Origin of the sequence: Microbacterium sp. NPDC091382 (assembly GCF_044757025.1) — a bacterium.
Classification (GTDB): Bacteria; Actinomycetota; Actinomycetes; order Actinomycetales; family Microbacteriaceae; genus Microbacterium.
The window spans coordinates 152602-174439 of record NZ_JBIVUD010000001.1 but is presented as its reverse complement, the minus strand read 5'-3'; the positions used below and the strand labels follow the sequence as shown (position 1 = coordinate 174439).

The 21838-nt window shown below is 71.4% G+C and carries 19 protein-coding genes; 14 read left to right on the top strand and 5 right to left on the bottom strand.

The genetic code is table 11. The features are described 5' to 3' along the window. Window positions 1-18 precede the first annotated feature (18 nt). From ACIQLK_RS00820 to ACIQLK_RS00790, 7 genes are all read left to right on the top strand, one after another. The gene (locus tag ACIQLK_RS00820; RefSeq protein ID WP_400362112.1) at window positions 19-1209 is read left to right on the top strand and encodes a bifunctional 2-methylcitrate synthase/citrate synthase; all 1191 of its coding nucleotides are present in this window, start codon (window positions 19-21) and stop codon (window positions 1207-1209) included. Next, on the top strand, window positions 1206-2393 hold the full coding sequence (locus tag ACIQLK_RS00815) for a thiolase family protein (RefSeq protein ID WP_400362111.1): 1188 nt from the start codon (window positions 1206-1208) through the stop codon (window positions 2391-2393). The genes ACIQLK_RS00820 and ACIQLK_RS00815 overlap by 4 nt, the downstream gene beginning before the upstream one ends. Window positions 2394-2422: 29 nt before the next feature. Continuing rightward, complete coding sequence (locus ACIQLK_RS00810; protein ID WP_400362110.1) at window positions 2423-3199, top strand: enoyl-CoA hydratase-related protein; 777 nt, start codon at window positions 2423-2425, stop codon at window positions 3197-3199. Then, entirely contained in the window at window positions 3196-3600 is a 405-nt protein-coding gene (locus ACIQLK_RS00805; protein ID WP_400362109.1) for a RidA family protein, read from the top strand. The genes ACIQLK_RS00810 and ACIQLK_RS00805 overlap by 4 nt, the downstream gene beginning before the upstream one ends. Window positions 3601-3675: 75 nt before the next feature. Then, window positions 3676-4452, top strand: a complete 777-nt coding sequence (locus ACIQLK_RS00800) for an electron transfer flavoprotein subunit beta/FixA family protein (RefSeq protein ID WP_400362107.1) — start codon at window positions 3676-3678, stop codon at window positions 4450-4452. Between the two features lie 18 nt (window positions 4453-4470). After that, window positions 4471-5460, top strand: a complete 990-nt coding sequence (locus tag ACIQLK_RS00795) for an electron transfer flavoprotein subunit alpha/FixB family protein (RefSeq protein ID WP_400362105.1) — start codon at window positions 4471-4473, stop codon at window positions 5458-5460. Between the two features lie 6 nt (window positions 5461-5466). Continuing rightward, complete coding sequence (locus ACIQLK_RS00790) at window positions 5467-7257, top strand: cytochrome b/b6 domain-containing protein (RefSeq protein WP_400362103.1); 1791 nt, start codon at window positions 5467-5469, stop codon at window positions 7255-7257. Between the two features lie 206 nt (window positions 7258-7463). Here ACIQLK_RS00790 and ACIQLK_RS00785 read toward each other — a convergent pair whose 3' ends face one another. Next, window positions 7464-7973, bottom strand: a complete 510-nt coding sequence (locus ACIQLK_RS00785) for a GNAT family N-acetyltransferase (protein WP_400362101.1) — start codon at window positions 7971-7973, stop codon at window positions 7464-7466. Window positions 7974-8105: 132 nt separating this feature from the next. Between ACIQLK_RS00785 and ACIQLK_RS00780 the strand changes: the two genes are divergently transcribed. Continuing rightward, window positions 8106-8666: an acyl-CoA thioesterase gene (locus tag ACIQLK_RS00780; RefSeq protein WP_400362099.1), complete on the top strand. Its 561-nt coding sequence runs from the start codon at window positions 8106-8108 to the stop codon at window positions 8664-8666. A gap of 57 nt (window positions 8667-8723) precedes the next feature. Continuing rightward, window positions 8724-12446, top strand: a complete 3723-nt coding sequence (locus ACIQLK_RS00775; RefSeq protein ID WP_400362097.1) for a proline dehydrogenase family protein — start codon at window positions 8724-8726, stop codon at window positions 12444-12446. Between the two features lie 189 nt (window positions 12447-12635). Here the strand turns inward: ACIQLK_RS00775 and ACIQLK_RS00770 are convergent, their stop codons facing one another. After that, entirely contained in the window at window positions 12636-13385 is a 750-nt protein-coding gene (locus ACIQLK_RS00770; RefSeq protein WP_400362095.1) for a hypothetical protein, read from the bottom strand. 163 nt (window positions 13386-13548) lie between these two features. On the opposite strand from ACIQLK_RS00770, the gene ddaH reads away from it, so the two are divergent. Genes ddaH through ACIQLK_RS00745 form a run of 5 tightly spaced genes read left to right on the top strand, consistent with a single transcriptional unit; the run spans window position 13549 to window position 19128 of the window. Further along, window positions 13549-14412 (top strand): dimethylargininase, encoded by an 864-nt coding sequence (gene ddaH / locus ACIQLK_RS00765; protein ID WP_400362094.1) that lies wholly within the window; start codon window positions 13549-13551, stop codon window positions 14410-14412. After that, window positions 14409-15626, top strand: a complete 1218-nt coding sequence (gene rocD / locus ACIQLK_RS00760; protein WP_400362092.1) for an ornithine--oxo-acid transaminase — start codon at window positions 14409-14411, stop codon at window positions 15624-15626. The genes ddaH and rocD overlap by 4 nt, the downstream gene beginning before the upstream one ends. Window positions 15627-15674: 48 nt before the next feature. Continuing rightward, entirely contained in the window at window positions 15675-17360 is a 1686-nt protein-coding gene (locus ACIQLK_RS00755; RefSeq protein WP_400362090.1) for a circularly permuted type 2 ATP-grasp protein, read from the top strand. Beyond that, complete coding sequence (locus ACIQLK_RS00750; RefSeq protein ID WP_091356892.1) at window positions 17354-18286, top strand: alpha-E domain-containing protein; 933 nt, start codon at window positions 17354-17356, stop codon at window positions 18284-18286. Before ACIQLK_RS00755 ends, ACIQLK_RS00750 begins: the two co-directional genes overlap by 7 nt. Then, window positions 18283-19128 carry a transglutaminase family protein gene (locus ACIQLK_RS00745; protein WP_091356888.1) on the top strand — a complete coding sequence of 282 codons (846 nt, stop codon included), beginning with the start codon at window positions 18283-18285 and terminating at the stop codon, window positions 19126-19128. The genes ACIQLK_RS00750 and ACIQLK_RS00745 overlap by 4 nt, the downstream gene beginning before the upstream one ends. Before the next feature lie 9 nt (window positions 19129-19137). Here ACIQLK_RS00745 and ACIQLK_RS00740 read toward each other — a convergent pair whose 3' ends face one another. From ACIQLK_RS00740 to ACIQLK_RS00730, 3 genes are all read right to left on the bottom strand, one after another. Further along, window positions 19138-19275, bottom strand: a complete 138-nt coding sequence (locus ACIQLK_RS00740) for a hypothetical protein (RefSeq protein WP_400362088.1) — start codon at window positions 19273-19275, stop codon at window positions 19138-19140. A gap of 77 nt (window positions 19276-19352) precedes the next feature. After that, window positions 19353-21068 carry a hypothetical protein gene (locus ACIQLK_RS00735; protein WP_400362086.1) on the bottom strand — a complete coding sequence of 572 codons (1716 nt, stop codon included), beginning with the start codon at window positions 21066-21068 and terminating at the stop codon, window positions 19353-19355. A 1-nt stretch (window position 21069) separates the two neighbouring features. Then, window positions 21070-21825, bottom strand: coding sequence for an SDR family NAD(P)-dependent oxidoreductase (locus ACIQLK_RS00730; protein ID WP_400362085.1), 756 nt, complete (start codon window positions 21823-21825; stop codon window positions 21070-21072). Between the last annotated feature and the right edge of the window lie 13 nt (window positions 21826-21838).

Genomic DNA, 21838 nt, shown 5'->3' with positions numbered 1-21838 from the left:
CGAGGAACAGGAGCGAGCATGACCGACCCCGACATCAAGAAGGGCCTCGCCGGCGTCTACGCCGACACGACGGCGATCAGCAAGGTCAACCCCGACACGAACTCGCTGCTGTACCGCGGGTACCCCGTGCAGGAGCTGGCGGCGACGCAGCCGTTCGAGGCCGTCGCCCACCTGCTGTGGCACGGCGAACTTCCCACGGCCGACCAGCTCGCCGAGCTGCAGGCGGTCGAGCGCGCGAACCGTGCGCTGCCTGACGACATCCGCTCCTTCATCGACGCGATGCCGACCTCGGCGCACCCGATGGACGAGGCGCGGACGGTCGTGAGTCTGGTGGGCGCGTTCGAGACCGCGGGCATCGCGAACGTCTTGGATGCCGCGGGCACCCCGGCGGAGAACCTGGACCGGAGCATCAGGCTGTTCGCGATCCTCCCCGCCGTCGTCGCGTACGGTCAGCGCCGTCGCCGAGGCGAGCAGATCGTCGAGCCGCGTGAGGACCTCGGCTACGCCGCGAACTTCCTCTGGATGACCTTCGGCGAGGAACCCGATGAGGCCGTCGTCGATGCGTTCAACCGCTCGATGGTCCTCTACGGCGAGCACTCGTTCAACGCGTCGACGTTCACCGCTCGCGTGATCGCGTCGACGCTGAGCGACCTCTACTCATCGGTCGTCGGCGCGATCGGCGCGCTGAAGGGACCGCTCCACGGTGGCGCGAACGAGGCCGTCATGCACATCTTCGACGAGATCGGCTCGGCCGACGCCGTCGTCCCGTGGCTCGATGAGGCCCTCGCTGCGAAACGCAAGATCATGGGCTTCGGGCACCGCGTCTACAAGCGCGGTGACTCGCGCGTGCCGACCATGAAGGCGGCCCTCGACACCCTCGTCGCGCACTACGACCGGCCCGACGTCGCCGAGTTGTACGAGACGCTCGAGACGGAGTTCGTCTCCCGCAAGGGCATCTACCCGAACCTGGACTACCCGTCGGGTCCGGCGTACAGCCTGATGGGCTTCGACACGCTGACGTTCACGCCGCTGTTCATCGCCGCGCGCATCACCGGGTGGACGGCGCACATCATGGAGCAGCAGGCATCCAATGCCCTGATCCGGCCCCTCTCTGCGTACGGCGGCGAGGACGAGCGGCACATCGAGGGCTACGTTCCGGATGCCGCCGAGGTCGAGGCGCTGGAGCGGCCGGAGGAGGCCGCGGGATGACCTCCGCCGAGCGCATCGCCATCGTCGCCGGTGCGCGCACGCCCGTCGGCCGGTTCGACGGAGCGTTCCGCGGCACGCCGGCTCACGAGCTCGGCGCGCAGGCGGTGTCGGCGGCGCTCGAACGGTCGTCGGTCGATACCGCGCGGGTCGGCGAAGTCGTCATCGGGACGATCGGCCAGGTCGCCGGCGACGCGTACATCGCCCGCCGCATCGCTCTCGCCGCAGGCCTCGCCGATGACACCCCCGCGTTCACCGTGAACCGCCTGTGCGGGTCGGGATTGCAGTCGATCTGGTCGGCCGCGCAGGAGCTCCGATGGGGCGGCATCGATGTCGCGGTGGCGGGCGGCGCAGAGAACATGACGCGCATGCCGTTCTACGACATGGACGCCCGCTCGGGCGCGACGCTCGGGCACCGGCAGCTGCTCGACGGGACGCTCGCGATGCTCACCGATCCGTTCAGCGGGCGGCACATGGGGACGACGGCCGAGACCGTCGCCGAGCGGTTCGGCGTGACGCGCGCCGAGCAGGACGCCTACGCGCTCGAGTCGCAGCGACGGGCGTCGACGGATGCCGCCCGCGCGGCGTTCGCCGAAGAGATCGCCGTCACGACGACCACCGATCGGCGGCCCGTCGACGTGACGCTCGACGAGCACCCGCGTCCCGACACGACCCTCGAGGCACTCGGTGGCCTGCGGCCCGCCTTCACTCCCGACGGGACCGTGACGGCGGGGAACGCCTCGGGAATCAACGACGGTGCGGCCGCGACCGTACTGATGCGGGAATCCGACGTTCGCGCCGAGGGGCTGCCCGCGCTGGCGACGATCGAGGCGGTCACGACGGCGGCTCTGGACCCCGCCATCATGGGGTACGCGCCGACGATCGCCCTGCACAAGCTCTTCGCGCAGACCGGTCTCACGCCCGCGGATGTGTCGACGGTCGAGCTCAACGAGGCGTTCGCGTCGCAGGTGATCGCGGTCATGCGCGACGCGGGCCTCGACCCGGAGAAGACGAACCCTTACGGCGGGGCGATCGCGCTCGGTCATCCGGTCGGCGCCACCGGCACGATCCTGACCGTCCGTGCGGCGCTGACGCTGCAGCGCACCGGCGGCGAGTTCGCGATCGTGACGATGTGCATCGGCGGAGGCCAGGCGCTTGCCGCGCTGCTGCGGCGCTGGGACGCCTGACCCCGGCATCCGTCTGCGAGCATGAGGGCATGACGGATTACGCAACCATCCTCACCGAGACGCGGGGGCGCGTGGGGTGGATCACCCTCAACCGGCCGGAGGCGCTGAACGCGCTGAACGCGCAGGTCATGCACGACGTCGTGGCTGCCGCGGAGGCCTTCGATGCCGATGCCGGGATCGGCGCCATCGTCGTGACGGGGAGCGAGCGGGCGTTCGCGGCGGGGGCGGACATCAAGGAGATGGAGGCCCTCAGCGGCAGCGAGATGCTGCTCGCGAACCATTTCGGCGCGTGGTCGCGGTTCGCCGCGGTGCGGACGCCGACGATCGCGGCGGTGGCGGGCTACGCGCTGGGCGGTGGGTGCGAGCTCGCGATGATGTGCGACATCATCCTTGCGGCGGATTCGGCGCGATTCGGGCAGCCCGAGATCGGGCTCGGCGTGATCCCGGGGCTCGGCGGGACGCAGCGGCTGGTGCGCGCGGTCGGCTCGTTCAAGGCGGCGGAGCTCGTGCTCACCGGGCGGCAGATGACGGCGGACGAGGCGGAGCGCGCCGGGCTGGTCTCGCGCGTCGTGCCCGCCGCGGAGCTGCTGGACGACGCCCAGCGCACGGCCGAGGCGATCGCGTCGAAGCCGTTGCCGGCGCTCTACGCGGCGACCGCGGCGCTCGACGTCGCCGTGGAGTCCACGCTCGCCGAGGGGCTGCGCTTCGAGCGGCAGGCGTTCGCCGGCCTGTTCGACACCGCGGATCAGAAGGAGGGCATGGCCGCCTTCCGCGAGAAACGGGCGCCGGAGTTCCGTCACCGATGAGCGCCGTGCGTCTGGTGCGCTCCGACGGGCTCGCCGCGGCGCCCTACGCCTACGCGTCGCGGGTCGAGGCGGGCGCCGAGCTGATCTTCCTCGCCGGAGCGTGCCCGCTGGCCGACGACGGCTCGACGGTCGCGGTCGGCGACGTCGCGGGGCAGGCGCGACGGTGCCTCGAGACGATGCTGGTCGCATTGGATGCCGCCGGTGCCGCGCTCGCCGATGTCGCCTCGACGCGAGTGCTGGTGGCCTCCTCGGACCGGCGGGACCTCGTCGCGGCCTGGGACGTCGTGCACGCCGCCTTCGGCGACCACGACGTGCCGAGCACGCTGATCGGCGTGGCAGCACTCGGGTACCCGGACCAGCTCGTGGAGATCGAGGCCGTCGCGGCGGTGCGCCGCGGGTAGCGGAGGCTGCGCCCGTCCCAGACAGCGACACCCTCGTGCGACCGTAGACTCTGAGGCGATGCCGAGGAGGAGTCAATGAAGATCGTCGTCCTGCTGAAAGAAGTGCCGGACACCTGGGGTGATCGCACGCTCGATCTCGAGACGGGGCTCGCCGCACGCGACGCGTCCGATCGCGTGCTCGACGAGATCGGCGAGCGCGCGCTCGAAGCGGCCCTCACATACTCCGAGGCGAACGACGGAACCGAGGTCGTCGTGATGACGATGGCGTCGGATGCCGCGACCGCGTCCCTCCGCAAGGGACTCGCGATGGGGGCCCACTCCGCTGTCCAGATCACCGACGACGCCCTCCGCGGCGCGGATCTCGGAGTCACGGCCCGTGTCATCGCCGCGGCGCTGCGCCGCACCGGCTTCGATCTGGTCATCGCCGGCAACCTCTCGACCGACGGTGCAGGCGGCGTGCTGCCGGCGATGCTCGCCGAGCACCTCGGCGTGCCGCAGGCCACCGCTTTGACCGCGGTCGAGATCGCGCCGGATTCGGTGAGCGGCACGCGAGCGACGGATTTCGGCACCGCGTCGGTCACCGCTGCGCTCCCGGCCGTCATCTCCATCACCGAAGCGCTCCCCGACGCCCGCTTCGCCAACTTCAAAGGCATCATGGCGGCGAAGAAGAAGCCGCTCGAGGTGCTGTCGCTCGGCGATCTCGACGTCGACGTCGACCCGGCATCCGCCCCGCAGTCGATCATGACCGCGGTTGGGCAGAAGCCGCCGCGTCACGCGGGAACCAAGATCGTCGATGAGGGGGATGCCGGTGAGAAGCTCGCGGCCTTCCTGCTCGAGAACCGGCTGGCGTGAGAGACCGAGGAGAACATCGTGACCGACTTCGCCCCTGACGCCGTCCTCGTCTGGCTCGACGTGACCCCCGCCGGCGATCTCGCCGCATCGGCCGCGGGCCTCATCGGTGCCGCCGCCTCGATCGGCACTCCCGTCGTGCTCGTGGTCGCCGACGAGTCCCGGCACGCGGAGCTCACGGCGGCCGCGGGAGCCCTCGGCGCCGCGACCGTCCTGACGGCGGGCCTCGGTGGCGCCGGCTCGGCTCTGACGGTGCCCATCGTCGATGCGGTGGCCGCGGCATCCGCTCTCGTGGAGCCCGATGCCGTGCTCTTCTCGAATTCGATCGAGGGGCGGGATGCCGCGGGTCGATTCGCGGCCCGCACCTCGGCCGCGCTGTGCGTCGACGCCGTCGGCGTCTCCCGCGACGACGACGGTGTGCTCGCGCAGCACTCCGTCTACGGCGGCGCGTACAACGTCACCGCGGGTGCGACCTTCGGTCCGCTCGTGGTCACGGTCCGCCAGGGGTCGATCGACGCGCGCGCCGCCGCCGTCGAGACACCGGATGTCGTGGCGCTGCAGGTCGAGGCATTCGGAGCGCCGGCTGCGACGATCACGGGCTTCGACGAGGCGGTCGCCGTCTCGAGCAGGCCCGAGCTGCGCGGCGCCGCCAAGGTCGTCTCGGGCGGACGCGGACTCGGCTCCGCCGATCAGTTCGCGCTCGTCGAGCAGCTCGCCGACGCACTGGGCGCCGCGGTCGGCGCCTCTCGCGCTGCGGTGGATGCCGGTTACGTGCCCTACTCGTACCAGGTCGGTCAGACCGGCGTCTCCGTGTCGCCGCAGCTGTATGTCGCTCTCGGCATCTCGGGTGCCATCCAGCACAAGGCGGGCATGCAGACGGCGAAGACCATCGTCGCGGTGAACAAAGATGGAGACGCACCGATCTTCGACATCGCCGATTTCGGTGTCGTCGGGGACCTGTTCACCGTCGTGCCGCAATTGATCGCGGCGCTCGAGGCGGGGAAGAAGTAGGGACGGATGGCGACATACGCGCGTTCGGTGCGTCGCGGGCTTCCGCGCGCCTCCGGCGGCGACCCCTGGCCGCCCGCAGGATCGGCGCCGGTCCCGGAAGCAGCCGCGGTGCCGGAGGCGGCTGCGGCTGCGGCGCCGCTCGCGGATGCAGTCGCGGTTCCGGGGACGCACGATGTCGCTCCCGACTTCGTCGCAGGGCACGACGCGTCCCCTGAGGCCGAGGCGCCGCCGGCCGCTGCCGTTCCAGGGACGCCTGCCGTCGTGGACGGTCCCTCGGTCCGGCAGGTCGCGCCCCCGGAACAGGCGGTGCTCCAGCGGCGTGGGCTTCCCCGCACCCCCGGCGGCGAGCCCTGGCCCCCCGCATCCTCCCGCCCGGTACCGGCCGGGAGTGCGGCATCCGCGGAGCATCGCACGGCTCCCGCGGCGTCGGCGTCCGCGGCGCCTCCCGCATCCGCGGCAGCTCCCGCGTCCGCGGCGACTCCCGCAACCGCGGCGACTCCCGCAACCGCGGCGACTCCCGCAACCGCGGACGACCCGGGGGCGGCGACCGCGGACGTCGCGTCCGTCGCCGCATCCATCCCCGCGCCCGGCGCGGTCCGCCGGGGCCTCCCGCGCGCCCCGGGCGGTGATGCCTGGCCCCCCGCCGAGACCACGCCCGCCCCGCGCGCCCCGCTTTCCCCGACCCTCGCCGCGCCCGCGTCCGCCACCCCGGCCCCCGCGCCCTCGACAACCGCCTCGGAGCCCGCTGCGCCCGCGCCCGCCACCCCCGCCACCCCCGCCGGGGAGCCCGCCGCCCTGCGCGCGCCGCTCGCCGAGCGCCCGCTCGCGCACGCGGGCGTCGCCCGTCGCCCAGCGGCGAAGCCGGAACCTGCGCGCCTCGGCCCGTTCACGAAGATCCAGTGGGCCGGGGTCGTCGTCCTCGGCGGCGCCGCGGTCCTCTATGTCGCCGCAATGGCGGTCCTCGCCGTCCGCTGGATCCTCAGCCTCGAGCCGTTCCAGGACTTCCTCGCGACGTACCCGGGCGAGTACCACCTGCCGGAGGGCGCTCCCGTGGGGTTCCCCGCATGGCTGAACTGGTCGCACTTCCTCAACGCGTTCTTCATGGTGCTGGTCATCCGGACGGGACTGCAGGTCCGATCCGAGAAGCGCCCGGCGGCCATGTGGATCTCGAAGAAGGACCGCAAGCGCCGCATGAGCCTGACCCTCTGGCTGCACCAGGCCCTCGACATCCTGTGGCTCGCGAACGGCCTGATCTTCGTCGTCCTGCTGTTCGCGACGGGCCAGTGGATGCGGGTGATCCCGACCTCATGGGAGGTGTTCCCGAACGCGCTGTCGGCGGCCCTGCAGTACGTCTCGCTCGATTGGCCGACCGAGAACGGGTGGGTGAATTACAACGCGCTGCAGCAGCTCGCCTACTTCGCCACGATCTTCGTCGCGGCTCCGGTCGCAGCGATCACCGGATACCGGATGAGCGCCATGTGGCCGAAGCAGGCGACGACACTGAACCGGCTCTACCCCGTCGAGTGGGCCCGCAAGCTGCACTTCCCGACGATGCTCTACTTCGTCCTGTTCATCGTGGTCCACGTCGCGCTCGTTCTCTCGACCGGGGCGCTCCGGAACCTCGGACACATGTATGCGGCGACCGGGTCGACCGACCCTCAGGCTTACGCCGACAACTGGACCGGGTTCTGGCTCTTCGCCCTGTCGATGGCGGTCACCGTGGCGGCCTACGTCGCGATGCGGCCACTCGTGGTCGCCCCGATCGCGCGCCTGTTCGGCGAGGTCAAGAGCCGCTGACGCACCGCCGCGGCCCGTCGGTCCGATGGCATCCGCACGGGCGGCGGTGCGGGTGTCGCCGCCGGGCGGCGCGCAGGCGGCATCCACTTCGCCAGTCGTGCATCCGTCACAGCACCGGCGTCCACGCCACAACGGTCCACGTTACAAAGTCCGACGGCGCGGCATCCGAAACGGGATGCCGCGCCGTCGAGTCTCGCGCTCGTGCGTCAGCGCACGAAGCGGACTTCCGTCAGCGTCTCGCCGAGGAAGGGTTCGGTGTGGCTCGCCCCGTCGAGGGTGAAGCCGTTGCGGGTGTAGAACCGGTGGGCACGGGGGTTGTCCTCGGCGACCCACAGGTACAACTCGCTGTCGGCTTCGGGAACCGCGGCGTCGAACAGGCGCTGACCGATTCCGGTGCCGTGCCACGCGTCGAGCAGGTAGATGAAGTACAGCTCGCGGTTGCGGGGAGCGTCGCGGTCTCGGGCGGGCCCGGAGCCGGCGAAGCCGACGATCTCGCCGTTCACGAGGGCCGCGACCATGGTGAAGTCCGGACCCTGCTGAGCCCAGTGCGTCCAGAGCTCGGCCAGCCGACGGGCCGAGACGTTCTCGAGCGCGGCCTTGCTGATGAGGTGGTCGTAGGTCTCGTGCCAGCACGTCGCGTGCACTCGGCCGAGGGCCTCGGCATCCACATCGCGAACGGGACGGACGACGGTGTCGGTCTGCAGTTCGGGCTCCATGGGCAGACTCTACGCACGGCCGGTCGGATCGTGAAATCGACAGCGATCGAGCCCCGCATGCCGCGTCACGACTGTCGACAAGCGACAACGGATGCCGCGCTGTGCGCGTGTACATGGCTAGGCTCGCCGCTCGTGAACGTATGGTGGCGGACCCTGTTGACCCTGATGCGCGCCCGCGTGATGTACCGACGGCGCGGACCGATCCCGCCCGACGCGGTCGGCCGTATCCGGCTCCGGACCCTGCCCACCGACATCGACCTCCTCGGCCACATGAACAACGGCCGGTACGCGTCGCTGTTCGATCTCGGCCGGTTCGACCTGCTCACGCGCACGGGCATCTGGCAGACGATGAACGAGCGCGGCTGGTACGGCGTCGTCGCCAGTGAGACGGTCACCTTCCGCAAGTCGCTCCAGCTGTGGCAGCGGTTCACCGTCGAGAGCCGGATCATCGGCCACGACGACAAGGCGGTCTACCAGATGCACCGCGCGGTCGTGGGCGGCGAGGTCTACGCCGAGATGATCCTCCGGGTCCGATTCCTGCGCCGCACGGGCGGGATCGTGCCGCTCGACGAGCTCTTCGACGCCCTGCACCGCCCCGACACCCTGCCGCCCATCCCGCAGTGGATCCAGGACTGGGCCGCGGCATCCGCTCTGCCGTCGACCCGTGCGAAGGCGCCGAGCATCTGGCCCTGACCCCGGGTCCTCGCGTGTCCCGCCGTGCGCGCCCGAGGCGCGCTTAGGCTGAGCCTCATGTCGGACACGTCTGTCGCGCCACAAGCGCCCACCTCCGACCTCGCCGAGCGGGCCATCGCCCTCGCGGAGCGCTGGGTCGCCGAATCCGCCGAGGTCGCCGTCGACCCCGCTGCCGAGCGTCTCGCGGGGGTGTTGAAGGACCCGAACGGCCTGCCCTTCACCCTCGGCTTCGTCGATGGGGTCATGCGGCCGGAGTCCCTGACCGCCGCGGCATCCAATCTGCAGCGCGTTGCGCCGCTCGCCCCCTCATTCCTGCCCTGGTATCTGCGCGCCGCGGTCCACGCCGGCGGCGCCGTCGCGCCGTTGCTGCCGTCCCCGGTCGTGCCCATCGCGCGGCGTGTGCTGCGCGAGATGGTCGGCCACCTCATCGTCGACGCTCGGCCCGACAAGCTCGGCCCGGCGTTGCAGACGCTCCGCGAATCGGGTGCCCGCCTCAACCTGAACCTGCTCGGCGAGGCAGTGCTCGGCGAGTCCGAGGCCCTCCGCCGGCTCGAGGGCATCCACGAGCTCGTCCGCCGCGACGACGTGGACTACGTCTCGGTGAAGGTCTCCGCGATCGCGAGCCACCTCTCGATGTGGGCGTTCGACGAGATCGTCGAACGCGTCGTCGAGCGGCTGCGCCCCCTCTACCTGTCGGCGGCCGAGGACGGCACGTTCCTCAACCTCGACATGGAGGAGTACCGCGACCTCGACCTGACGATGGCCGTTTTTACGCGCGTCCTCGACGACCCGCGACTGCGCGACCTCGAAGCAGGAATCGTGCTGCAGGCGTATCTGCCCGACGCCCTCCCCGCGCTGCGCACCCTGACCTCCTGGGCGCGCGAGCGTGTCGCGGCCGGTGGCGCGCGCATCAAGATCCGCCTCGTCAAGGGTGCGAACCTCGCGATGGAGCACGTCGACGCCGTCATGCACGACTGGCCGAGCGCTCCCTACGAGACGAAGCTCGACACCGACGCGAACTACGTCCGCTGTCTGGACGAGGCTCTTCGGGCCGAGAACACCGAGGCGGTGCGCATCGGTGTCGCCGGCCACAATCTCTTCCACATCGCCTACGCCTGGCTGCTCGCCGGTGAACGCGGGGTGCAGCGCGATGTCGAGGTGGAGATGCTCCTCGGCATGGCCCAGGGTCAGGTGCAAGCCGTCGCGCGCGAGATCGGGCACGTCCTGCTGTACGTCCCGGTGGTCCGCCCCGACGAGTTCGACGTCGCGATCAGCTACCTGGTCCGCCGTCTCGAAGAGAACGCGTCGAACGAGAACTTCCTCTCGGCCGCATTCGATCTCGCGTTCGACCGCGCCATGTTCGTCCGCGAACGGGACCGGTTCACGGCCTCGGTCGCCCGCGCGGCGGACCGGATGCTCACCACCGGCCCCCGTCGCCATCAGGATCGCGCCGCGACGCCCGACGAGGCAGATCCCGCGACGACGACGGATGCCGCGCCCGCGGCCCACCTCGACGACGCGGCGCTCACCCAGGTCGTCCTCGGCATCGCCGGCCGAGGCGCCGCCGCAGCAGACCCGGACGAGACGCGTCCGGCCGAGCTGCCCGGCCCCCCGTCGCTGTTCGGCGGTGACGCGTTCGTAGAGACCGCGGTCTTCTCCTCGCGCGAGACGGTCGTCTCGCAGGGTGCGCCCGGCTTCCGCAACACGGCCGACACCGACCCCGCCCTCCCCGCCAACCGCGCGTGGGCGCGATCGATCCTGGGCCGCGTCGCCACGTCGACGGCGGGGGATGCCGCGATCGCCGCCGCCCGCATCGGCAGCGAGCCCGAGCTCGAGGATGTCGTCGGCCGGGTCGCCTCGGCCGCCGACGCGTGGGGCTCGATGCCCGCCGCGGACCGTGCAGACGTGCTGCTCCGCGCAGCGCGCGCTCTCGAGGCCCGCCGCGGCGAGCTCATCGAGGTGGCGGCATCCGAGACCGGCAAGACCCTGGCCGAAGCGGACGTCGAGGTGAGCGAGGCCGTCGACTTCGCCCGCTACTACGCGGCTACCGCACGCGAGCTCGACAGCGTCAGCGGAGCGGTCTTCGTGCCCTCCCGCGTGACGGTCGTCACCCCGCCGTGGAACTTCCCCGTCGCGATCCCGGCCGGCGGCGCCCTGGCCGCACTCGCGGCCGGCTCGGGCGTCGTGTTCAAGCCGGCGCCGCAGGCCCGCCGTTGCGCCGCCGTCGTCGCCGAGGCGATCTGGGAGGCGCTCGAAGAGGCCGGCATCGGCCGAGGTGTCCTCGCCCTCGTCGACCTCGACGAAGGCGGACTCGGGAAGCAGCTGATCACCCACCCGTCGGTCGACCGCGTGATCCTCACCGGCTCGTTCGAGACCGCGGCCCTCTTCCGCTCCTGGCGCCCCGACCTCGCACTGCAGGCCGAGACGAGCGGCAAGAACGCGATGATCGTGATGCCGTCGGCGGACCTCGACCTCGCGGCATCCGATCTCGTCCGCTCGGCCTTCGGCCACGCGGGTCAGAAGTGCTCCGCCGCATCGCTCGCGATCCTCGTCGGGCCCGTCGCCCGGTCCCAGCGTTTCTCGAGGCAGCTGGTGGATGCCGCGACCTCGCTCCGCGTAGGATCGCCGGACGACCCGCTGACCGAGATCGGCCCGCTCGTCGAGGCCCCGTCGGGCAAGCTCGAATGGGCGCTCACGACGCTCGACGAGGACGAGGCGTGGCTCGTGGAGCCGCGAGAGCTGGCTGACGAGCGCTACCCCGGGCGGCTCTGGACCCCCGGCATCCGCACCGGCGTGAAGCCGGGTTCGCGCGTCCACCTCGAGGAGTTCTTCGGTCCGGTGCTCGGCGTCATGCACGCGCGCTCGCTGGAGCACGCGATCGAACTTCAGAACGCCGTCGACTACGGCCTGACCGCCGGGCTCTACACCCAGAATCCCGACGACCTGGCGGTCTGGCTCGATCGCGTCGAAGCGGGCAACCTCTACGTCAACCGCGGGACGACCGGTGCCATCGTCCAGCGTCAGCCGTTCGGCGGGTGGAAGCGCTCGTCGGTCGGCGGGGGAGCGAAGGCCGGCGGACCGAACCACCTCATCGGCCTCGGGTCGTGGCGTCCCACCGCCGGTGCCGCGACGTCGTCGACGCTGCACCTCAAGGGACTCGACTCCTCGATCACGGACGTCATCGAAGCCGCGCAGCCCGCGCTCGGGTACGAGGCGTTCGAGTGGCTGCGCCGCGGCGCGCTGTCGGATGCCGTCGCATGGAACCGCATCTTCGGCAAGGTCGTGGACGTCTCGCACCTGGGTGTCGAGCGGAACCTCTTCCGGTACCGGCCGTCGACCGCCGAGATCCGGTCGACGACGGATGCGCCGCCGCAGGCGCTCGTCCGTGCGATCATCGCGGCTGTCCGTGCGGGGTCGGCGTTCACCGTCAGCACGCCGGCGGGCCTTCCCGCGACGGTGCGCTCCGCGCTGACCGCGCTCGACGTCCCCGTCTTCGTCGAATCCGACGAGCAGTGGTTCGCGCGCATGGCGGGCCCGGCGGCGGAGGATGCGCCCGCCCGCGCCGACCGGGTGCGTCTGGTGGGTTCCCCCGTGCAGGTGGAGGAGGTCCGGACCGCCTTGGTGTCAGCGATCGACGGCGACCCCGATCTCGCCGTCTACGCCGACGAGGTGACGCAGGCGGGTCGCATCGAACTGCTTCCCTTCCTGCGAGAACAGGCGATCTCGATCACGGCCCACCGCTTCGGCAACCCAGATCACTGGAGCGAATCCGTCATCTGATCCGTCCGCGGGGGCGATACGGCTGCATTAATCGATCCGCCGAAGAAAACAACTTATCTTTCTGGCGGTGAGGGACATCGGCTTGTTTGAATAGTCGAGCGCTTCTGGGGAGCGCGCACGAAAACACTTCGGGGGGAGTGTCGCCCCGGGCTCACGGACCATCGGTTCGAGCCCGGGGCATTCGTGTTCTCAGGCGTAGCGCGGAAGCCGAACCCAGGCACCCGGGTCCGCGTCTTCGCGCGGGATCATGAACGAATCCACGAGGGCGCGGACGGTGAGGCCCAGCAGGGTCCATTCACCCGTCGGCGTGCCGTCCGCCCCCGTCATCCGGAAGGTCGGGTGGGGAAGGCGCTCGAGCGACTGGATTGCGAAGCCTTCGGCCATCGCGGCCATCGCCTCCGCGAAGTCCTGGATCGTCAGCCCGTCCCGCATGCGCATGCCGTAGGCGTCGATGACGTACTGGTACAGCTCCGCGAAGGCGTTGATCGATTCCCGGTGCCGAGCGTGGCTCGCCTCCGTCAGCTCGGGCCACGTGTCGGCCGTGGTCCGCAGCGCCAGGGCGACACGGAAGGACTGCGCGTCGAGCGCCTCGGTCGGGTCCTCGGTGGTGAGCTCCGCAGCCTGCACGTGAGCGAGCGCCGCTTCGCGCACGATCTCCTCGCCGGACGCACCGGCGGCGATCATCTCGTCCACGCGGGCGCGCATCCCGTCGGCGGGTCCTGTGATCCGCATCCGCACCATCGAGACGGCGAGGTCGCGGTGGTAGTCGGCCTGATCGGCCCATAGCCGGTAGGCGGCCCCGGTGGTCAGTCCCGTCCGCCGCAGCACGTCCTGCAGGCGGATGTGATGTACACCGGCACTGACCCCGCGTTCGAGGAGCATCTGCATGCCGGCGCGCAACAGGAGGGCTCTGGTCTGTTCACCCGTGCGTCTGGCCATGATCTGCATCCTGTCATTCCCAGGCAACCCCGCGTGGCATGCATCCACCGGATTACTGCACCCGACCTGCCATGATGGGATCCGGCGTGCCCGATCCGTCGGCTCTCCAGAGCTCCGTCGGGCCTCAGGACAGCGTCCGCCGCCCCGGAGACGAGGAGCGAGAATGACGACGCCGACCGAGAAGCCGACCCGCATCGCCCAGCACCGCCGATACCTGATGTGCCGCCCCGAGCACTTCACGGTGTCGTACAGCATCAATCCGTGGATGGAACCGTCGCGTCCCACCGACACCGCCAAGGCGGTCCGCCAGTGGCAGGCGCTCCACGACGCGTACATCGAGCTCGGCCACGAGGTCGAACTCATCGACCCGGTGCCGGGTCTGCCCGACATGGTCTACACCGCGAACGGGGGGTTCATCGTGGACGGCCGTGCGCTCGGCGTCCGGTTCCGCGTCGACGAGCGTCGCGGCGAGGAGCGTCCTTTCATGGACTGGTTCGCCGCGCACGGGTTCGAGGTCGTCGAGCCGACCGAGGTGCAGGAGGGTGAGGGCGACTTCCTGCTCGTCGGCGACACGATCCTCGCCGGCACCGGCTTCCGCTCCGTCGGCGACAGTCATCGCGAGCTGGGGCGGGTCTTCGAGCGCGAGGTCGTCTCGCTGCGGCTGGTCGATCCGCGGTACTACCACCTCGACACCGCGATCACGGTCCTCGACCCCGTCCAGGGCCCCGGCGGCGTGGAGCGGGCGAACATCGCCTATCTGCCCTCCGCCTTCGACGAGGACTCGCGTCGTGAGCTCGCCGAACGCTACCCCGACGCGATCCAGGTGTCGGATGCCGACGGTGCCGTCTTCGGGCTGAACGCGGCCAGTGACGGACTCCACGTCTTCGTCTCGCCGCGCGCGACCGACTTCGCCGCGCAGCTCGAGGAGCGCGGCTACATTCCCGTCCCCATCGACCTGTCCGAGCTGCTGCTCGGCGGCGGCGGCATCAAGTGCTGCACGCTCGAACTGCGCGGAGGTGCGCGATGACCGACCCCGATCTGCCCGCGTCGGACGCCGTGATCTCGGCCGAAGAGGCCCACGTCGCCCACAATTACCACCCGCTCCCGGTCGTCGTCGCCGAGGGTGAGGGTTCCTGGGTCACCGACGTCGAGGGCAAGCGGTACCTCGACCTGCTTTCGGCCTACTCGGCGTTGAACTTCGGGCACCGGCATCCCGCCCTCGTCGCGGCGGCCACCGAGCAGCTCGGCCGGCTGACGCTGACGAGCCGGGCCTTCCACAACGACCGGCTCGGCGACTTCGCGGCTGCGCTCGCCGAGTTGGCCGGCAAGGACATGGTCCTGCCGATGAACACCGGCGCCGAAGCGGTCGAGACCGGCATCAAGGTCGCGCGCGCGTGGGCGTACCGGGTCAAGGGCGTGCCCGAGGGGCGCGCGCAGATCCTCGTCGCGTCGGGCAACTTCCACGGCCGGACGACGACGATCGTCGGCTTCAGTGACGACCCGCAGGCGCGCGACGGCTTCGGCCCGTTCGCCCCCGGATTCGAGATCGTCCCCTACGGGGATGCCGCGGCCCTCGCGGCGGCGATCGACGAGAACACGGCCGCGGTGCTCATCGAGCCCATCCAGGGCGAGGCCGGCGTCGTGATCCCGCCGGACGGGTATCTCCGCGCGGTACGCGAGGCGTGCACGGCGGCGAACGTGCTGTTCATCGCCGACGAGATCCAGTCCGGCCTCGGCCGGGTCGGAACGACGTTCGCGTGCGAGCGCGAAGGCGTTGTGCCGGACTTGTACCTGCTCGGCAAAGCGCTGGGCGGCGGCATCCTCCCGGTCTCCGCCGTCGTCGGGAACCGCGACGTCCTCGGTGTCATCCACCCGGGGGAGCACGGCTCGACCTTCGGCGGCAATCCGCTGGCCGCGGCCGTGGGCCTCGCCGTCGTCGACCTTCTCGCGACCGGCGACCTGCAGCAGCGCGCCCTTGCCCTCGGCGACCACTTGCGCTCCCGCCTCGAGCCCCTGATCGGCGCGGGAGTGACCGCGATCCGCGTCGCGGGCCTCTGGGCGGGTGTCGACATCGATCCGGCGAAGGGGACCGGACGCGAGGTCGCCGAGCGGCTTTTGGCGCGCGGTGTCCTGGTCAAGGACACGCACGGCCAGACGATCCGCATGGCACCTCCGCTGATCATCCGCGCCACCGAGATCGATTGGGCCGTGGAGCAGCTGCGACTCGCCCTCGCGGACTGACCGCACGGCGAAACACTCCGGCAACACCGCCCGGATTAGGCTCGTCGCATGGGTGACCTCTTCGACGGCTACGGTTCCACGCTGGCACCGCGCAAGACCCCCTCCGGCGTCCCGGCGTTCGACGAGATGTTCGCCGAGATCGCGCACCCGGGCGAGGCCGCGCGCTCCCGGTCGGCGTACCGGGAGCTGTACCAGGCGCTCGCTCAGATGACGCAGGAGGAGCTCCGCGGACGCACCGAATCGCTCGCCAGTTCGTACCTCGCGCAGGGCGTGACGTTCGACTTCGCAGGCGAGGAGCGTCCGTTCCCGCTGGATGCCGTGCCCCGGGTCATCGCCTACGACGAGTGGTCGCGCATCGAGAAAGGCGTGCAGCAACGCGTCCGTGCGCTCGAGGCCTTCCTCGACGATGCGTACGGGCACCAGCACGTCGTGCGCGACGGCGTCCTGCCGGCGAAGCTCATCGCGTCGTCGCAGTACTTCTACCGTCAGGCCGCCGGCATCCGCTCGGCCAACGGTGTCCGCATCCAGGTCGCCGGGATCGACCTCATCCGCGACGAGCACGGCGAGATGCGCGTCCTCGAGGACAACGTCCGCGTGCCGTCGGGTGTCAGCTACGTCATCTCGAACCGACGCGTGATGGCCCAGACGCTGCCCGAGCTCTTCGTCTCGATGCGCGTGCGTCCCGTCGGCGACTACCCCAACAAGCTCCTCCAGGCGCTGCGGAACTCCGCGCCTCCGGGCGTCGACGACCCGAACGTCGTCGTGCTGACGCCGGGCGTCTACAACTCCGCCTACTTCGAGCACACGCTGCTCGCCCGGCTCATGGGCGTCGAGCTCGTCGAGGGGCGGGACCTCGTCTGCCAGGGCGGCAAGGTCTTCATGCGGACCACCCGCGGTCCGCGCCGCGTCGACGTCATCTACCGCCGGGTCGACGACGACTTCCTCGACCCGCTGCAGTTCCGCGCCGACTCGATGCTCGGGGCCCCCGGGCTCATGCTCGCGGCGCGCCTGGGCAACGTGACGATCGCGAACGCCGTTGGCAACGGCGTCGCCGACGACAAGCTGCTCTACACCTACGTGCCCGACCTCATCCGGTACTACCTCGCCGAGGAGCCCATCCTCAAGAACGTCGACACATGGCGCCTCGAAGACCCGGGCGCCCTCGAAGAGGTGCTCGACCGGCTCGACGAGCTCGTCGTGAAGCCGGTCGACGGCTCCGGCGGCAAGGGCCTCGTCGTCGGGCCCGACGCCAGCCCCGCCGAGCTCGACGCGCTGCGCACGAAGCTCCGCGCCGACCCGCGCGGCTGGATCGCGCAGCCCGTCGTCATGCTCTCGACGATCCCCACCCTCGTCGACGACGGGATGCGGCCCCGCCACGCCGACCTCCGCCCCTTCGCCGTCAACAACGGCGACGAGGTGTGGGTGCTCCCCGGTGGGCTCACCCGCGTCGCCCTCCCCGAGGGGCAGCTCGTGGTCAACTCGAGCCAGGGCGGCGGTTCGAAGGACACCTGGATCGTCGGTGGCGAGGCACCGGGCCGAGGCGAGTACGGGCAGTCGCAGTCGCTCGCGGGACTCGTCGCCGAGCAGGCCACCGCGACCTCGGCCATCCCGATCATCTACGACGCACAGGACGAGCCGGCGCACTCGCCGCAGGACCGGCCGCGCACGACCGCGGAGCAGCAGGAACAGCAGCAGCAGGGGCGCGACGCCGACGGGGGTGAGGACGCATGCTGAGCCGGATCGCCGAGAGCCTGTTCTGGATCGGGCGCTACATCGAGCGCTCGGACGGCACCGCCCGCATCCTCGACGTGCACCTGCAACTGCTGCTCGAGGACCCGTGGATCGACGAGGACACGGCGTGCCGCTCGCTCATGGGCGTCATGGGCACCCCCGCGCCGGAGGGCGGCCGCGCCGTCACCCGCGCCGACGTCCTGACGCACCTCGCGGTGGACCGGACGAACCCCTCGTCCATCGCGTACTCGCTGCAGGCCGCCCGCGAGAACGCCCGTCGGGCGCGCGAGATCGTGTCGACCGAGCTCTGGGAGACGCTCAACACGACGTACTCGCGCATGCCGCGGCGTCTCAACGACGAGAAGACGCACGAGTTCTTCCAGTGGGTCCGCGAGCGCGCAGCGCTCGCCGTCGGCGTCACGGACAACTCGACGAGTCACGACGAGGCCTGGCAGTTCTTCACGCTCGGGCGGGCCATCGAGCGCACCGACATGACCGCGCGAATGCTCGCGACGAGGTCGCTGACCGAGGCATCCGGTCCGTCCTGGACGACCATCCTGCGCTCGTGCGGCGCGTACGAGGCGTACCTGCGGACCTACCGAGGGATGCCGAGCTCGCAGAACGCGGCGGAGTTCCTGCTGCTCGACCGGCTGTTCCCGCGGTCGATCATCCACTCCATCCGCACCGCCGAGCAGTGCATGAGTGCGATCGACCCCGTCGCCGACCGCGTCGGGCACTCCAACTCGGTGCTGCGCGCCCTCGGGCGGATGCGCAACGAACTCGAGTACCGGCCGATCGACGAGGTGCTCACTGAGCTCCCCGCCCACATGCAGAGCGTGCAGTCGGTGACGCGCGAGGCGTCCGAGGCCATCCGGGCGCGGTTCTTCCCGACCCAGGCCGAACCCAGCTGGATCGGAGAGACCTCATGAAGCGGCTGCGCATCGAGCACACGACGGGCTTCGACTACCCCGGCGAGGTGGGGGCGTCGTACAACGAGGCTCGGATGCTGCCGACGACGAGCGACAGCCAGTTCGTCCTGAGCTCGCAGCTCGACATCGACCCGTCGACGACCGTGAACTACTTCGTCGACTACTTCGGCACGCGGGTGGCGGCCTTCGACGTGCTCGCGAAGCACTCCGCCCTCCAGATCACGGCGCGCTCCCTCGTCGAGGTGCGGGCGCGGCCGCTCACCCACCCCGACATGTCGTGGGAGGCGCTGACGCGCGACGCGCAGCGGGCGATCGGCACGGTCGAGATGCTGTCGCAGACACGGCGCACCGAGCCCCACCCCGAGGTCGCGGACCTCGCCGCGGGCATCGCCGCACAGCACGAGAACCCCTCGCACGCCGCCCTCGCGATCGCGACGGCGATCGGTCAGGCCGTCGAGTACGTGCCGGGCGCGACCGAGGTGCAGTCGACCGGTGCCGAGGCGTGGGCGGAGCGGAAGGGGGTGTGCCAGGACATGGCGCACATCGCCCTCGGTGCGTTGCGGTCGGTCGGGATTCCGGCGCGGTACGTGTCGGGCTACCTGCACCCGAACCCCACCGCCGAGGTCGGCGTGCCCGTCGTCGGCGAGTCGCACGCCTGGATCGAGTGGTACGCGGGTTCCTGGCACGGGTTCGACCCGACGAACGACGCCGAGATTGGCGACCGTCACGTCACCGTCGGCCGCGGGCGCGACTACAACGACGTCCCGCCGCTGCGCGGCGTCTACGCCGGGCCGTTCAAGAGCCGCCTCGAGGTGAAGGTCCTCATCACGCGCGAGGCGTGAGTCGGCCGCTCAGGCGGGCGAGTCGTCGGGGTCGAGGGTCTTGAGGGTGTCCTCCTCGACGGCGTTGTCGGCGTCGAGCTGATTCTCCGTGATCTCGTCGCCGCCGGTGGGATCGTCCTGGTCGGGGGTCGTTGATGCGTCGCTCATGGCGGCACGCTACGCGCGGTGGGGGCCGGCATCCGCCCCCTTGACAGGTCGGAGCCCTGCCTCGGACGGCGGGCGGCTCAGCGCTCGATCGTGCGGAAGGTTCCGGGGGCGAGGTCGATGCCGTCCTCCACGCCGTCGACGGATAAGAAGAGCGAGCGCGCCGCGCGGTCGAGGTTCGCGACGAGCAGCGTCGTGCGACGGCCCCGTCGATGACCGATCGCCCAGACCAGGCCGTCGGGGCTGTCACCCCAGAGCAGCGCGCCGCCCGAGCCGGCGGCGAGCTCGCGCAGCGCGGATGCCACGGGCAGGTCGGTCCCGTCGGAGGCGCGGATGCCTCGCGGTCCCCACTCCTCGAAGAACGCCAGTGAGGCGACCCCGGGAACGGCGAGCGCTGCAGCGCTCGCGACCGTCCACGCGGCGAGTTCCGGCGCGGACTGACGCGTGTCCGTCGCGCCGGTGAACTCCGCTCCGTATCCCTCCGACAGATTCCCGCGGGTGGGCGCCGGCTGCGGGCCGGTCGCGACGTTGTTGAAGCGCGGTCGCAGCGAGACGGGCCCGATGTGCACCGGTGTGCCGTCGGCGTACCCGACCGCCTGCGTCGCGACGAGCCGCTGCACGGCGACGGACTCGACGAGCTGCTCGGTGCCGGTCGCGTGGAACAGGGGGGTGACCGTCGTGAGGATGCCGTCGAGGTCGTCCGGCAGCCGGTGCCGTTCGCGATTCAGCTCGGTGAAGTGAGACCTCGAGCCGCCGGCCACGGGCGGACGGATGCCGGCGTGGTCCAGCGCCGTGCGGAGAGCGGCCGTCGCGGGAGCGTCGGAGACGTGGCGCGCGTCGCCGCCCGGCTGGAAGGCGGCGACCCGCAGCACGTCGAGCCCTCGAAGCGCTTCGGCCGCGGCATCCAGGGCGTCGGCGTCGTCACCGAGGACGACGCGCACATCCAGGGGCACGGCGGATGCCGCGGCCCGGGCCAATGCGGCGGGCCAGGTCGGGGTGCCGAGGTCGAGCTCGACGACGAGGCCGTCGCCCACGGGCGCCACCGTGGGGGCCGGATCCGGCGCGGTCCCCGCGCCCAGCAGGATCTGCGGAAAGCGTCCGCCGTCGCGAAGCGTGAGCACGGCGCCGTCGTCCGTCCCTGCTGCGGCGGGCTCGCCCGCCACCTCGATCGCCACCGACTGGCGCACGCGCTCGCCGGCCTCGACGCGGTAGGGAAACGGCAGGTCGAGCGGGCGACTGTAGGTCTTGTACGAGGCGTCGGTCCAGTTGCGCTGGTCCTCCATCTCGAAGACGTCGCCGTCGAACGCGACGTCGACGGTCGCGCCCGGTACCTCCCACCTGAGCCCCGCGATGTCCCGCATCGGCTGGTGCGGGCTGATCGCGCGCGGGAAGGCGGTGCGCTCGCCGGTGCCGTCGGGATGCCGCACCTCGGCGGGCCTGCCGGCCAGGGACGGCGGGTGCAGAACGACCAGGCCCGTGCGGTTCGTGTCGAACGCGGCACCCGCTTCGAGGTCGAGCAGGACCCGGAGCCCCGCCGGTCGGGCTTCGACGCGGACGACGCCCGAGAACGAGGACCCGAGCCCCTCCGAGCGCACATGCAGCGTCAGCGTGACATCGGTGCTCCGCACGCCGTCCACGACGAGGTCCGCGGTGTTCCAGTCGGCGTCGCGGACGACGGCGCGGATGCTGCGCAGCACCACCCGGCCGTAGGCGGCGATGTCGGCCAGCTCGTCGCCCCGCAGCTCGAGCGACCAGGGGCCGCTCCGCCACGACGGATGCTCGGTGTGCCAGACCATGTCAGAGCGAGGTCATCCCACCGTCGACCTGGAACGTCGCCCCGGTCGCGAACGATCCGTCGTCGCTCGCGAGGTAGACCATGATCCCGGCGACGTCGTCCGGCGTCCCTGCGCGGCCGATCGGGATGCGGCTGACGATCGCGGCACGGGACTCGGGGTCCTCGCTGATCGCGGCGACGAGCGGCGTCTCGGTGTAGGCGGGCTGCACCGTGTTGACCCGGATGCCGCGGTCGGCGTACGCCGCCGCGACCGTGCGGGAGAGCCCGTGCATCCCCGCCTTCGAGGCGCTGTAGGCGGTGAAGTCCCTGCCCTCGCCGTTGACGGCGGTGGGACTGCCGGTGAGGATGATCGACCCGCCGCCGAGGGCGAGCATCGTGCGGACGGCGTACTTCACGGTCAGGAAGGCGCCGGTCAGATTGACGTCGATCGTGCGGCGCCAAACGTCGAGGTCGAGGTCGGCCGCCGGCGCATCCTGACCGAACAGTTGGATGCCGGCGTTGGCCACCACCACGTTCGGCGCCCATCCGGCATCCGTCGCCGCCGCGAACCCGGCCTCGACCGACGCCTCGTCGGAGATGTCCATCGTCACCGCCATCGCGGCCTCGCCGATGCGCGCGGCCGCGGCTGCCGCGCCGTCGCTGTCGCGATCGGCGAGGATCACGCGGGCGCCTTCGCGGGCGAAGCGCTCGGCCACCGCCGCGCCGATGCCGAGGGCGGCGCCGGTGACGAGGGCGGTCCTGCCGTGCAGTCGTGCCATGTCGCTCATCTCC

Coding starts and splice junctions, on each gene's coding strand:
- ACIQLK_RS00755 (WP_400362090.1), top strand. CDS start 15,675: ATGGGTGACCTCTTCGACGGCTACGGTTCCACGCTGGCACCGCGCAAG.
- ACIQLK_RS00790 (WP_400362103.1), top strand. CDS start 5,467: ATGGCGACATACGCGCGTTCGGTGCGTCGCGGGCTTCCGCGCGCCTCC.
- ACIQLK_RS00770 (WP_400362095.1), bottom strand. CDS start 13,385: ATGGCCAGACGCACGGGTGAACAGACCAGAGCCCTCCTGTTGCGCGCC.
- ACIQLK_RS00810 (WP_400362110.1), top strand. CDS start 2,423: ATGACGGATTACGCAACCATCCTCACCGAGACGCGGGGGCGCGTGGGG.
- ACIQLK_RS00820 (WP_400362112.1), top strand. CDS start 19: ATGACCGACCCCGACATCAAGAAGGGCCTCGCCGGCGTCTACGCCGAC.
- ACIQLK_RS00745 (WP_091356888.1), top strand. CDS start 18,283: ATGAAGCGGCTGCGCATCGAGCACACGACGGGCTTCGACTACCCCGGC.
- rocD (WP_400362092.1), top strand. CDS start 14,409: ATGACCGACCCCGATCTGCCCGCGTCGGACGCCGTGATCTCGGCCGAA.
- ACIQLK_RS00735 (WP_400362086.1), bottom strand. CDS start 21,068: ATGGTCTGGCACACCGAGCATCCGTCGTGGCGGAGCGGCCCCTGGTCG.
- ACIQLK_RS00730 (WP_400362085.1), bottom strand. CDS start 21,825: ATGGCACGACTGCACGGCAGGACCGCCCTCGTCACCGGCGCCGCCCTC.
- ACIQLK_RS00805 (WP_400362109.1), top strand. CDS start 3,196: ATGAGCGCCGTGCGTCTGGTGCGCTCCGACGGGCTCGCCGCGGCGCCC.
- ACIQLK_RS00815 (WP_400362111.1), top strand. CDS start 1,206: ATGACCTCCGCCGAGCGCATCGCCATCGTCGCCGGTGCGCGCACGCCC.
- ACIQLK_RS00750 (WP_091356892.1), top strand. CDS start 17,354: ATGCTGAGCCGGATCGCCGAGAGCCTGTTCTGGATCGGGCGCTACATC.
- ddaH (WP_400362094.1), top strand. CDS start 13,549: ATGACGACGCCGACCGAGAAGCCGACCCGCATCGCCCAGCACCGCCGA.
- ACIQLK_RS00785 (WP_400362101.1), bottom strand. CDS start 7,973: ATGGAGCCCGAACTGCAGACCGACACCGTCGTCCGTCCCGTTCGCGAT.
- ACIQLK_RS00775 (WP_400362097.1), top strand. CDS start 8,724: ATGTCGGACACGTCTGTCGCGCCACAAGCGCCCACCTCCGACCTCGCC.
- ACIQLK_RS00800 (WP_400362107.1), top strand. CDS start 3,676: ATGAAGATCGTCGTCCTGCTGAAAGAAGTGCCGGACACCTGGGGTGAT.
- ACIQLK_RS00740 (WP_400362088.1), bottom strand. CDS start 19,275: ATGAGCGACGCATCAACGACCCCCGACCAGGACGATCCCACCGGCGGC.